We start from the raw sequence: 13,418 nt of genomic DNA on the forward strand, positions 1-13,418 counted from the left end.
TTCATACGGGAACTTAGTTTTTAAGCGCTGGTGTAGCAGCAGCAATCGCAGCGGCAACAGCATCATCTTCAGTTTGAGATGGTTCAGCTGGTTTAGCCGGTTTTGATTGAGCTTTCTCAGGCTTAGGCTCTGGTTTTGGCTCAGGCTTAGGTTCCGGTTTTGGTTCTGCTTTAGGTTGCTCAGAAGCTGTTGTTTGTGAACTTTGATCAGATTGGGCAGGACGAGTTTCACGGCGAATTTCAGTTGTGGTATTCGCTGTTTCTTCGTGATGAACTTCAACTTGCGTTGGTTCCTGCGTTTGAGCTTCTTCAGTTTTAACGCTTTCTAAAGACTCAAATTTTGCAGGTTCAGCAGGCTTAGGTTCTGAAACAGCAGTTTCAACCTTTTCTTGCTCTTCTTCTGGTGTTTCTTTTTTGACACATGCGGTTAACAATAGTCCAGCTGCAATTGCAGCACAGATTAAAAGTTTTTTATTTGCCATTGTCCTAAACAACATTTAATTGAGGAACTGGCATTATAACAGCAAAAGAGAATGAAAAAATCATGTGAGATGGACCTAATTTTTTATTAAAAATGCTGATAGAATAACCAGTTGTTTAATGATCTTTGAATTGATGCGGTTTGACTTTGCTTTATAGGGGCAGAGTAAAGTAAAATTGCCCAACATTGTAGGCCGATTTCGGCTTGATTGTACGAGAAACTTAATGACCCATTTTATTTTTGTTACTGGTGGTGTGGTTTCATCGCTAGGTAAAGGTATTTCTGCTGCTTCAGTTGCTGCACTTTTGGAAGCCCGTGGCTTAAAAGTCACAATGGTTAAAATGGATCCTTACATTAATGTCGATCCGGGGACAATGAGTCCTTTCCAACATGGTGAAGTTTTTGTCACAGAGGATGGTGCCGAAACTGATCTAGACTTGGGTTATTACGAACGTTTCTTACGTCGTGCGAAAATGACCAAACTGAATAACTTTACAAGTGGTCGTGTATATCAAGATGTTCTAAATAAAGAACGTCGTGGTGACTACTTAGGTGGTACGGTTCAAGTTATTCCACATATTACTGACAATATTAAAGAACGCGTACTTCGCGCAGGTGAAGGTTACGACGTTGCAATTGTTGAGATTGGTGGTACGGTTGGTGATATCGAATCACTTCCATTTATGGAATCAGTCCGTCAGTTAATGGTTGAGCTTGGTCATAAACGTACCATGCTGATGCATTTAACTTTGTTGCCATATATCAAATCTGCGGCTGAGTTAAAAACCAAGCCAACTCAACATTCAGTGAAAGAATTACTTTCAATTGGTATTCAGCCAGATATCTTAATCTGCCGTACTGAATATGATGTAGATGTTGATACTAAACGCAAAATTGCATTGTTCACTAACGTGGAAGCGCGTGCCGTTGTGGTATGTAAAGATGCGAAAACGATTTATCAAATTCCACGTACTTTCTATGAACAAAACGTTGATGACTTGATCTGTGAACGTTTTGGATTTAATGATCTTCCAGAAGCAAACCTAGAAGATTGGGACAATGTAGTAGAAGCATTACTTAACCCAGAATACACTTTACGTGTAGCTATGGTTGGTAAATATGTTGAATTACCAGATGCTTATAAATCTGTTAATGAAGCATTGTTACATGCAGGCATCAAAAACCGTGTGAAAGTACAGATTGACTATGTTAATGCTGAAGAGCTTGAGAGCCAAGACGTTTCTATTTTGCAAACTGCTGACGCAATCTTAGTCCCAGGTGGCTTTGGTGAGCGTGGTACTGAAGGCAAAATGAAAGCTATTCAATATGCACGTGAAAACAAAGTTCCATTCTTGGGTATTTGTTTGGGCATGCAATTGGCTGTAATCGAATATGCACGTCATGTTGCAGCAATGCCAGAAGCATCTTCTACAGAGTTTAACCGTTCTACGAAGTATCCATTGATTGGTTTAATTACTGAATGGTTAGATGAGCGTGGAGAGTTACAACAACGCAGCGTAGAGTCTGATTTAGGCGGAACTATGCGTTTGGGTGCGCAAAAATCTGAATTGGTTGAAGGCACTAAAACACGTGAAGTTTATGGTAAAGCAGAAATTACTGAGCGTCATCGTCACCGTTATGAAATGAATAACCGTTTCATTGAGTCGATTGAACAAGCTGGTATGAAGATTTCAGGCTATTCTTCAGCACAACATTTGGTTGAAACTGTAGAAATTCCTGAACATCCTTGGTTTATTGCTGTACAATTCCACCCGGAATTTACAAGTTCACCACGTGATGGACATCCATTATTTGCTAGTTTTATTGACGCTGCGAAAACACAGCATCAAAAAAGTAAATAATGCGATTTTAAATAAACTGGGAAAGTTTAAATGTCACAATTAAAACCACAAGAAGTTGTACGTTTAGGCGATATACAAATGGCAAATCATTTGCCATTTGTATTATTTGGCGGAATGAACGTACTTGAATCAAAAGATTTAGCTTTCGAAATTGCAGAAACTTATGTTGATATTTGCAAACGCTTAGATATTCCTTATGTATTTAAAGCGAGTTTCGATAAAGCAAATCGTTCTAGTCTACATTCATTCCGTGGTCCTGGACTTGAAAAAGGTATTGAATGGTTAGGCGATATTAAAAAACATTTTAATGTTCCTATCATTACCGATGTTCATGAGCCACACCAAGCTGAAGCAGTTGCAGAAGTAGCTGATATTATTCAGTTACCGGCTTTCTTAAGTCGCCAAACTGATCTTGTTGAAGCGATGGCAAAAACACAAGCTATTATTAACATTAAGAAAGCTCAGTTTTTGGCACCTCATGAAATGCGTCATATCCTGAATAAATGTTTAGAAGCAGGAAACGATAAACTAATTCTTTGTGAGCGCGGTTCAGCATTTGGCTATAACAACCTTGTTGTAGACATGCTTGGCTTTGACATCATGAAAGAAATGAATGTTCCTGTTTTCTTCGATGTAACACATGCGTTGCAAACTCCTGGTGGTCGTGCTGACTCGGCAGGTGGTCGTCGTGCTCAAATTACAACTTTAGCACGCGCTGGAATGGCAACAGGCTTGGCTGGATTGTTCTTGGAAGGTCATCCAGACCCAGAACATGCAAAATGCGATGGACCTTGTGCATTACGCATGTCGCAGCTTGAGCCATTCTTGGCACAAATAAAAGAATTGGATACTTTGGTTAAAGGATTCAAAAAGTTAGACACCCATTGAGTTTTTACTCACTTACGCTGCTTTAATCGCAGCCCATATTCATTTAACAGAGGAATTGTTCATGAGCCAAATCGTTGACATCCGTGCACGTGAAATTTTGGACTCTCGTGGTAACCCAACCATCGAAGCAGACGTAATTTTAGAATCTGGGGTTGTTGGTCGTGCATGTGCACCATCTGGTGCTTCAACTGGTTCTCGTGAAGCTCTAGAACTACGTGACGGTGATAAATCGCGTTACTTAGGTAAAGGTGTTAAAACTGCGGTTAACAACGTAAACACGATTATCCGTGACGCTTTAGTGGGCAAATCAGTATTTGAACAAAAAGACATCGATAATACGATGATCGAACTTGATGGTACTGAAAACAAAGAAAAATTGGGTGCAAATGCAACTTTGGCTGTGTCATTGGCTGCTGCACGCGCTGCTGCTGATGAAAAGAAAATTCCTCTTTTCCAATACATCGCTGACTTACGTGGTCAAACAATTTTGACTATGCCTGTACCAATGATGAACATCATCAATGGTGGTTCGCATGCAGACAACAATGTTGATATTCAAGAGTTTATGATTGAGCCTGTAGGCTTCACTTCATTTGCTGAAGCATTACGTGCAGGTGCTGAAATCTTCCACTCTCTAAAATCAGTTTTAAACAAAAAAGGTTTAAACACTGCTGTGGGTGATGAAGGTGGTTTTGCACCAAACTTGCGTTCAAACGAAGAAGCAATCACTGTTATTCTTGAAGCTATTGGTCAAACTGGTTACAAAGCTGGTTCTGACATTATGTTGGCGCTTGACTGTGCATCTTCAGAATTCTACAAAAATGGTCAATACATCCTTGCAGGTGAAGGCAATAAAGCATTTACAAGCAACCAGTTCTCTGACTATTTAGCGGGTCTTGTAAACCAGTATCCAATTATCTCAATTGAAGATGGTTTAGATGAATCAGATTGGGAAGGTTGGTCTTACTTGACGTCTATCCTTGGCGACAAAATCCAATTGGTAGGTGATGACTTGTTCGTTACAAACCCTAAGATTTTACAACGTGGTATTAATGAGAAAGTAGGTAACTCTATCTTAATCAAGTACAACCAAATTGGTACGTTGACTGAAACTCTAGATGCAATCTACCTTGCTAAAGAAAATGGTTATACGACTGTAATTTCTCACCGTTCTGGTGAAACAGAAGATTCAACTATTGCTGACTTGGCAGTAGGTACAGCGGCTGGCCAAATTAAGACTGGTTCACTTTGCCGTTCTGACCGTGTTTCTAAGTACAACCAATTACTTCGTATTGAAGAATTGACTAAAGCTGCTTACCGCGGTAAAGCTGCTTACCGCGGTAAAGCTGAGTTTAAAGGTTTAAACTAATCTTTAAATAAAAAGTTAAAATTAGTTTTTTAACATTTTAGGGTGCTATTTTTCTATTTTTAATAGGAAATAGCACCTTTTTTAATGCTTAAAAGATGAGTTACTTTTTCATTTTCTAGTGATTCTTTTATTACACCTCAAAAAATGCAAAAATCTAATAACTACGGCATTTTCAAAAAACTCATTTTTGATATTTATAATACTCAGTTCTTTTACTATCCTAGTCGACGGGTTTTTAAAGACTCAGCCCAACTATGATGTTTGCAACGAGAACACTCTTGATCAATTTTATTGAGAATTTTAGTTTCACCACATTTCATACATGAATAAAAAGTATTGATTTTAAGTATGTCAGCTTTGCAATAAGCATCGGGGAATAGTGGTAATCCCCATTTTACTTCTTCGTCTTCATAGTACAGTAAGCTAAGGATGCCGTCGGATTCCAGTAAAGCTGTTCTCACTTGACCTAAATGTTCAACATTTTGTTGTCGCATCTCTGAGAAAAACTCATCATGTGAATATGATTGTTTCTGGAAATCTTTGTAGACTAAAAGTCCATCTTTGACCACACAAAGTGCTTTTCCTTCCAATAGATCTTCAATTTTCTTATGCTTCACCATGGCCCAAGTTACAAGACGGTAGAGAAAAAGAATAACGATAAATGCGACTAAAGCATGTACTATAGGTAAGTCCTTGGTAAACATGGGATCACCCGCCGCCGAACCTAAACATAAAATAATTGCGAGTTCAAAAAGAGAGAGTTGGCGAATACCTCGTTTACCTGATAGTCTTAAAAAACTAATAATAATGATGAACATGACGAAACATCGAACCAAAATTTCCAAAATAAAGGTCCAAGTCGTGTCACCTATGAAAATATTAAAAAAATCCATTTTTTCTCCTTTCTAATAGGTGAAAGAAATCTTTATAAAATTCTTAGCAAATTAAAAATAGAAAAAATATACTTTTTAAGTAGTTATTGGTTAAAAATTCGAACTCTCTGTGATTTTGTATAAATTTCATTTTCAAACTATGCATTAGAATAAATATATAGCGTGGGTTTTAATTGTAGATAAATAGCAAGACAGAATGATTGTTGAAGTTGTCAAATAGGATAAAAATGCTATTTATTAGAATTTTAGTTTTAAATTTATTTTTCTATATTGGCTAGGAATTACGGCACTTCATTTTTATAATATCTAATATTAATAGACATATAATTTGTTTTAATATTATTTTCATTTTATGAGGACTTTTATATCATGAGAAAACAATATCATTTTAGAAAAATTGAAAATGATACTTATATTTGGGATGTGGATAATTTAGTAGCATTAACTAAAAATCTTAAAGTAAAAGAAATTTTACTATCAGAAATAAAAGAATTAGATGAACCGTATTGGTATCCGGATTCTCATCCTACTACTCAAGATATTATTAATCATATGCTATTAATTCAAGAAGCAGATTTGGCCTATCCAATAATAATGTGTTCACAGGGTAGAATAATGGATGGTATGCATAGGGTGGGGAAAGCAAAAATTTTAGGCAAGGTTAAAATATGTGCTGTACAATTTGATAAAGATCCCCAGCCAGATTATATCAATGTTGATGAAAATGATCTTATCTATGATGATTAATTATTTAGTCTTCATAAATTTTATATTTAGAAATATAAAATTTATTAGAAAGTTTTTCTTTGTTTAGAGTTAATTGTGAAAAATTTATTTAGCTATGAATGATACAGAAGATTTTGCTTATGCTGTTTTATTTTTAATCTCAATTATTTAGGTTCTATTACGAGCAAGCCAAAATTTTGAGGAGCATGGTGGCTTAACATCCATTAATATGCTTTACTGACAATTCGGGCTATACGGAATGGCATCTAAACGTTTTTGAAAAGCACTGGCATTCAGTATATTTTCATACATTTGTTGATATGTTTTTTTGTGATCTTCAATGTTGTGATAATCAATAATTTCTTGAAGTTTATCTCTATATTCTATATGGCCGGCATGGAACATTGCTGCATAATGTCCCCACAATACATATTGATATCGTACAGCTGCCTTGGGAATTAAATTTATTTCGTCTAAATAGCTATGGGCCGTTTTTTCATAACATTCTTTTATTTCATGAGCATCTTTTTTCATTTTTCTTAAGAAAATGCATTGCATCTCTTGTAGTTGTGAACTATCTGTTTTATTTAGAATTTTTTCGGTAACTCTATATGCTCCTTTAAGGCAACCTAAGTGAATAAGTACCTTGCGTTTGGTTTTTAAAATATCTAAATTATTATCGCTAGAGGGAATTTTTTTTAATAAGTTTTTAAATTTTAAATGGGCAGTATTTGGATCTTGTCCAGCTTTTAGTGTGTATACAATATCATTATATTCAAATATATAGGGGGTAGCTGATGTATGTTGTGTCTGATTACTCTCCATATTAAGTATTTTTGAAGGGCTATCATCAGTAGGGTTATTACAAGCGCTTAAACCTAAGCTTGCTAAAGAAAATGCTAAAATTTTATGCACTACAGTTTATACCTTTATTCTCTTTTATGAGATTTATGAAGAATAATAAAATATAAAAGAAAATACTGTGTAGTTTTTTATTTCTCTTGTTCTTGAGCAGTTCCATAGTCAATATTAATTTAAAAGTTATTTTATATATTTTAAATCAATAATATAAGCATCATAGTTTGAGTTTTATTGGTCAACAGGATGTGTGTCTAATTTGTTAGAAATTCAGAGTTTTGGGTGGATAGCGATTCTGTGATTTATGCAATATTGATTAGTAAATCATATTAAACAAATAAGAATAATTATTAACTTAAAGTTGATAACAATTATCATTCGTGTTAATTTTTGTGCCGAACTTTTACTACTGTGTAACAAGGAACAAGGTAGTGGAAGGCTAAAAATATGGTTCAGCACATTAGTTATTATGGAATTTTCTTATGTACAATCCACCCTTTAGAAAAGCATTTAAAGTTCACCCTTTAGTACTTTCTATGGCTTTAACGGTACCTTCATTTGTTCATGCAGAACAAACCGAAACAGCCACTTTAGCAACGATAAAAGTACAAGCAGAACAAGAAAATCCGGTTGTTACTGAAGGTTCTGGAAGCTATACAGCAAAAAGTTCAAATACTTCTACAAAACTAAATTTATCTCTTCGTGAAACTCCTCAATCGGTGAAAGTTTTAACCCGTGAGTATTTAGATGATCGAAAAATCGATTCCTTTCAAGATTTAATGAACAATATTACGGGTGTTTCGACCTCACGTACTGATGAGCGCCAAAAAGTTTATGCACGTGGTTTTGAGGTGGATTATTACTTAATAGATGGAATGCCGAGTACGATTAATTTAGGTACAGGGGACCTTGATTTAGATATTTATGATCGTGTCGAAGTAGTTAAGGGGGCCAGTGGTCTAACCACAGGTGCGGGGAATCCAGCGATGGCGCTGAACATGATTCGAAAACATGCAAACTCAAAAGAACTCACTGGTAATGTCAGCACATCTTTAGGCTCATGGAATTCTTGGAGTAGCTCAGCGGATGTTTCCACACCGCTTAATGCAGATGGATCATTACGTGGCCGTATGTTTGTGAAGCATTCTGATGAAAAATCATTTATGGATTTTTATGAGAAAGAGCGGAATGTATTTTATGGTGCAGTTGATTATGACTTGAGTGACAAAACAAGCATGTCACTTGGTGCTACTTATCAAGAGTTACATCGTGATGGTATTCGTTGGGGCGGCACACCGGCTTTTTATACTGATGGGACTCGGACCAATTTTTCTAGGAACTTAACTATAAGTGCACCTTGGACTTATTGGGATGTAAATACAACGGCAGTATTTGCGAACTTAAAGCAGAATTTATTTAATGACGTTAATTTAAATATTGCTTATACCTTCCGTAAAGAAGATACAGCTTCTATGTTGTTGTATACAGCTGGAAAAGTAGACAAGGCAACCAATACAAGTCCATTAAAAAATGAAGAGGACAAGAAGAAGGATAATGTCTCAGTATATGGTGCAAAAGCTGCAAATGAGGAAAACAATATTGATGTTTTTATCAATGCACCATTTACGTTATTTAATCGTCCACAAGAAATCATTATTGGTGGATCTTGGAATAAGAATGAAAAGACAAAAGATATTTTTGGTGGATCTAACACAAACCAAGACATTGAAAAATATTTAGGTGAACCACTTAACTATAATGATATGGCTCAAGAGTTGCTTCAACCAGTAGTATTAAATGGTAAAAATGCACTCAATGAAACTACACAAACTGCCGCATATATTGCCGGAAAATTTCAAATTTTTGATCCTTTAAAAATTATTGCAGGGGCACGCTTATCAAATTGGAAATATGAATCAGAAAATGATAAAGGTAACCGTGAATTTAACAATGAATTAGCACCATATATTGGAGCTATTTATGATTTTGCCCAAGATCATTCTGTATACGCGAGTTATACAGAAATTTTCAAACCTCAAGAACGTAAAGATATAAATGATCAATATATAGATCCGATTACAGGTAAGAGTTATGAGGCTGGCTTAAAGAGCGAATGGTTTGGAGGGCGTTTAAATACAGCATTATCAGTATTCCGGATCGAGCAGTCTAATTTTGCTGAACTCATACCTGACAGGTTCATTATTCGCAATGGTACACAAACTACAGAGCAGGCCTATCGAGCTGTAGATGGGGTTGAAAGTAAAGGTTTTGAGTTTGAAGCTGATGGCGAGATTAACGACAATTGGGGTATTAACTTTGGTATTGCTAATTTTGAAGCAAAAGATGCAAAAGGCACAAAGGTTAATACGACAAATTCTCGAACAACCTCGAATCTATTTGTTAAGTACAAACTTGATCAATGGAGTGCAGGACTTGGCTTAAATTATAAGAGTAAATACTATACAGGTAGCGGAAGCTCCCGTATTGAGCAGGATGCTTATGTTTTAGCAAGTGCGATGCTTGGCTATCAAGTAGATAAAAATATCAAACTTCAATTTAATATCGATAATATTTTTGATGAGAAATATTATGAGGGTATTGGTGCTAACTCAATGAATTGGGGAACACCACGAAATGCAACGTTGAGTGTTCGTTATAATTTCTGATTTAGACTCTCATAAGCAGTCGATTTATAAGAGCCCTTTAATGAGGGCTTTTCTATATTTACTCAGCATACTTTCATCATACTTAGACTGGTGTTTAGGTGCATAGATTGATTTATAAGCAATTGTACTTATAAATATTATTTCCCTTTCAAATTCCATTCATTTTTGACAAAATGAAACATGTCACAATGGTCAATTAAAGTAATATGCCCATTAATAATTTTGCTTAAATTTTTGCAGGAATTGCGCATGTTGTTTGTTAATTACTATACAATACAAACTCTTAACGAAAGTTTTTAATTAAAAATCTTAATGATATGTTAGAAGTATTTCGATCCACTTCAAGCAAACTGATATTGCTACTAGTTATTGTTTTAGTAGCTATACTGCAATATCAATTTTGGTTAGGTGAGGGTGGCTATATCCCTCATCAAGCTCTCATGCAACAAATTCAGCAACAAGCTGAGGTAAATGAAGAGCTTAAAGAACGAAACCGTATTTTGGCAGCAGAGGTTTTTGACCTGAAAAATGGTACAGAAGCAATAGAAGAACATGCTCGCCTTGATCTTGGTTTAGTTAAACCTCACGAGACATTTGTTCAAATGAGTACAATCAGTACCCATTACAAGCCTATTTATATTGACCCGAACGCTAAAGTTGATTTGGAAACGAATGAGACACCTGCATCCCCAGATATCCCAGACTAAATTATGGGCAGTTATACCAGCTGCAGGATCAGGAAGTCGATTTTCTAAAACTGAATTGAAGCAGTATCAATATATTCAGGATAGGACTGTTTTAGAACACACTATTCGGCGTATAAGTCAACTTCCGTTAAATGGTTATGTTTTGGCTATTGGTACACAAGATACCTTTGCTCAGACTCTCGCATTTCAAAATATAGATAAGGCGCATTTTTGCACTGGTGGGGCTGAGCGAGTTCATTCGGTATTAAATGCGTTAAATCATCTTTTAAATTTTGCCGATGAAAATGATTGGGTCCTTGTGCATGATGCAGCTCGACCTTGTGTAACAATTGATTGTTTAAATGCACTTGTGGCAAAGGCAATTGAATCAAATAATAGTGCTATTTTAGCAATTCCTGTTCGTGATACTTTAAAGCAAGTTAAGACAGGCGATCATATTGATAAAACAGTAAGCCGAGATGCATTATGGCAAGCTCAAACTCCTCAAATTACTAAAATCGGTAAACTCAAAAAAGCAATTGAACATGCTTTAGAAAATAACGTCACTATTACAGATGAAGCAAGTGCACTTGAATATATGGGTGAAACTGTACAGGTCGTGATGGGGCGTTCTGATAATATAAAAATTACCTATCCCGATGATTTAGAACTTGCTCGTTTGATTCTCCAATCTCAATCTTAATTCTATTGTTTTCTAAATTGCTTGGATGATTAAATCGTCTAAGCAAATTTTTCTACATATCTATTTATAACAACTCATATTCTTTTACATTGATAAGTTTTACGATTTATCAGGATTATACAACTATCTTAGATAATGTTCGATCATCGAACAAATTTCACTTATACCGAACAAAACCATAGTGGGATAACTAGATCAAATTATAAAAATTATCAAGAATGTTTAAAAGGGAAATCTAAGGGAAACACTCGGGATTGAGTGAAAAATTTATCTATTCTTCTCGCCTCAGTGTGCCTAACTCTCTTACCTATCTCTTCTTCAATGAGCACAATGGAGTTGTCTAATGATTGACAAAAGTAAGTCCTCTCTTAGCGAGGTTCTATCGCAGATTAAAGATGGTGCCACCATCCTGATTGGTGGTTTTGGTACCGCAGGACAACCCGCTGAACTCATTGACGGACTGATTGAACTCGGTGTTAAAGGCCTGACTATTGTTAGCAACAATGCCGGTAATGGCGATTATGGTCTGGCTAAACTGCTTAAGGCTGGTTCAGTTAAAAAAGTCATCTGTTCTTTCCCACGTCAGTCAGACTCTTATGTGTTTGATGAGCTATACCGTGCTGGAAAGGTCGAGCTTGAAGTAGTTCCGCAAGGTAATCTGGCTTGCCGTATTCAGGCAGCTGGTATGGGACTTGGGGCTGTGTTTACCCCAACAGGCTTTGGAACACTTTTAGCTGAAGGCAAAGAAACTCGCGAGATTGATGGCAAAGATTACGTACTCGAATATCCAATCAAGGCTGACTTTGCCTTGATTAAAGCCTACAAGGGCGACCGCTGGGGCAATCTGGTTTACCGTAAATCTGCACGTAACTTTGGTCCGATTATGGCCATGGCTGCGGATGTCACCATTGTTCAGGTTTCAGAGGTGGTTGAGCTAGGTGGATTAGATCCAGAGCACATTATTACCCCAGGTATTTTTGTACAGCATGTTGTTCAAGTACAGCCCGCACAATAAGCAATAAGGAGAAATAACATGAGCTACCAGAAACTCAGCCGTGACCAGATTGCAAAACGTGTGGCACAGGACATACCAGATGGTGCCTATGTGAACTTAGGTATTGGTTTACCTACCAAGATTGCAAGCTATTTACCTAATGACAAAGATATTTTTCTTCATTCTGAAAATGGTTTATTGGCTTTTGGCCCACCACCAGCGGAAGGTGAAGAAGACCCTGAACTGATTAATGCAGGTAAAGAATTTGTGACCATGCTTGAAGGCGGCAGCTTTTTCCACCATGGCGACTCATTTGCCATGATGCGTGGTGGTCACCTTGATATTGCCGTGCTTGGTGCATTTCAGGTTGCAGCGAATGGTGACTTGGCGAACTGGCACACGGGTGCGCCAAATGCGATTCCTGCCGTTGGTGGCGCGATGGATTTAGCTGTAGGTGCTAAAAAAGTATTTATCACCACAGATCATGTGACCAAGCAAGGTGAACCGAAGATTGTAGCTGAGCTGAGCTATCCGGTAACGGGTAAGCACTGTGTGGACCGTATTTACACCGATCTTTGCGTGATTGATGTGACCAAAGATGGTTTGAAAGTGATTGAGAAAGTGGAAGGTCTTAGCTTTGATGAGTTACAGGCTTTGACTGGTGCAACTTTGATTGATGCGACACAAGGGTAAGGAAGTAGGAAATGACATTAAAAAACGCTTATATCATCGATGCAATCCGTACCCCATTTGGCCGTTATGCCGGTGGCCTTGCTCCTGTCCGTGCCGATGACCTTGGCTCTGTGCCGATTAAAGCCCTCATGCAGCGTAACCCGAATGTAGATTGGGAACAGGTCGATGATGTGATTTATGGCTGTGCCAACCAAGCCGGTGAAGACAACCGCAATGTCGGTCGTATGTCAGCACTGCTTGCAGGTTTACCGTATCAAGTACCAGCAACCACTATTAACCGTCTCTGTGGTTCATCACTCGATGCGATTGCCATTGCTGCTCGTGCCATTAAAGCAGGTGAAGCAAACTTGGTGATTGCAGGTGGTGTAGAAAGCATGAGCCGTGCACCCTATGTGATGGGTAAGTCAGACAGTGCTTTTGGCCGTAGCCAGAAGATTGAAGACACCACCATGGGCTGGCGTTTCATTAACCCAAAACTTAAAGAATTGTATGGTGTAGACACCATGCCCCAGACTGCAGAAAACGTGGCTGAACAGTTCAACGTGAATCGTGCAGATCAGGACCAGTTTGCCTTGGCGAGCCAACAACGCACCGCAAGCG

The 13,418-nt window shown here is 37.3% G+C and carries 13 protein-coding genes; 10 read left to right on the top strand and 3 right to left on the bottom strand.

Annotated elements, in window-relative coordinates; translation table 11 throughout:
* Positions 1–13: 13 nt before the first annotated feature.
* Entirely contained in the window at positions 14–481 is a 468-nt protein-coding gene (locus RMB03_RS06400; protein ID WP_311074743.1) for an internalin, read from the bottom strand.
* 223 nt (positions 482–704) lie between these two features.
* Between RMB03_RS06400 and RMB03_RS06405 the strand changes: the two genes are divergently transcribed.
* The 3 genes from RMB03_RS06405 to eno all read left to right on the top strand — a co-directional run bounded on the left by RMB03_RS06405 (position 705) and on the right by eno (position 4,599).
* Positions 705–2,342, top strand: coding sequence for a CTP synthase (locus RMB03_RS06405; protein WP_005046707.1), 1,638 nt, complete (start codon positions 705–707; stop codon positions 2,340–2,342).
* A 30-nt stretch (positions 2,343–2,372) separates the two neighbouring features.
* Positions 2,373–3,230 (top strand): 3-deoxy-8-phosphooctulonate synthase, encoded by an 858-nt coding sequence (gene kdsA, locus RMB03_RS06410; RefSeq protein ID WP_003652054.1) that lies wholly within the window; start codon positions 2,373–2,375, stop codon positions 3,228–3,230.
* A 61-nt stretch (positions 3,231–3,291) separates the two neighbouring features.
* Positions 3,292–4,599 (top strand): phosphopyruvate hydratase, encoded by a 1,308-nt coding sequence (gene eno, locus RMB03_RS06415; protein ID WP_311074746.1) that lies wholly within the window; start codon positions 3,292–3,294, stop codon positions 4,597–4,599.
* 215 nt (positions 4,600–4,814) lie between these two features.
* Here the strand turns inward: eno and RMB03_RS06420 are convergent, their stop codons facing one another.
* On the bottom strand, positions 4,815–5,492 hold the full coding sequence (locus tag RMB03_RS06420; protein ID WP_311074747.1) for a YetF domain-containing protein: 678 nt from the start codon (positions 5,490–5,492) through the stop codon (positions 4,815–4,817).
* A 369-nt stretch (positions 5,493–5,861) separates the two neighbouring features.
* Between RMB03_RS06420 and RMB03_RS06425 the strand changes: the two genes are divergently transcribed.
* Complete coding sequence (locus RMB03_RS06425; protein WP_311074749.1) at positions 5,862–6,239, top strand: hypothetical protein; 378 nt, start codon at positions 5,862–5,864, stop codon at positions 6,237–6,239.
* Positions 6,240–6,452: 213 nt separating this feature from the next.
* On the opposite strand, the gene RMB03_RS06430 is transcribed toward RMB03_RS06425, so the two are convergent.
* Entirely contained in the window at positions 6,453–7,133 is a 681-nt protein-coding gene (locus tag RMB03_RS06430) for a hypothetical protein (RefSeq protein WP_311074751.1), read from the bottom strand.
* 425 nt (positions 7,134–7,558) lie between these two features.
* Here RMB03_RS06430 and RMB03_RS06435 point away from each other — a divergent pair, with 425 nt between their 5' ends.
* The 6 genes from RMB03_RS06435 to RMB03_RS06460 all read left to right on the top strand — a co-directional run.
* Complete coding sequence (locus tag RMB03_RS06435) at positions 7,559–9,742, top strand: TonB-dependent siderophore receptor (RefSeq protein WP_336622895.1); 2,184 nt, start codon at positions 7,559–7,561, stop codon at positions 9,740–9,742.
* Between the two features lie 317 nt (positions 9,743–10,059).
* The gene (gene ftsB, locus RMB03_RS06440; protein WP_004643028.1) at positions 10,060–10,449 is read left to right on the top strand and encodes a cell division protein FtsB; all 390 of its coding nucleotides are present in this window, start codon (positions 10,060–10,062) and stop codon (positions 10,447–10,449) included.
* Positions 10,415–11,131 (top strand): 2-C-methyl-D-erythritol 4-phosphate cytidylyltransferase, encoded by a 717-nt coding sequence (gene ispD, locus RMB03_RS06445; RefSeq protein ID WP_311074753.1) that lies wholly within the window; start codon positions 10,415–10,417, stop codon positions 11,129–11,131. Before ftsB ends, ispD begins: the two co-directional genes overlap by 35 nt.
* A 343-nt stretch (positions 11,132–11,474) precedes the next feature.
* The gene (locus RMB03_RS06450) at positions 11,475–12,146 is read left to right on the top strand and encodes a 3-oxoacid CoA-transferase subunit A (protein WP_003652034.1); all 672 of its coding nucleotides are present in this window, start codon (positions 11,475–11,477) and stop codon (positions 12,144–12,146) included.
* 18 nt (positions 12,147–12,164) lie between these two features.
* Complete coding sequence (locus RMB03_RS06455) at positions 12,165–12,818, top strand: 3-oxoacid CoA-transferase subunit B (protein WP_151743707.1); 654 nt, start codon at positions 12,165–12,167, stop codon at positions 12,816–12,818.
* Positions 12,819–12,829: 11 nt separating this feature from the next.
* On the top strand, positions 12,830–13,418 hold a 589-nt coding region (locus RMB03_RS06460), incomplete at its 3' end, for a beta-ketoacyl synthase N-terminal-like domain-containing protein (protein ID WP_311074757.1).

Source organism: Acinetobacter sp. V91_7, from assembly GCF_031799075.1.
In the GTDB taxonomy this organism is placed as follows: domain Bacteria; phylum Pseudomonadota; class Gammaproteobacteria; order Pseudomonadales; family Moraxellaceae; genus Acinetobacter; species Acinetobacter calcoaceticus.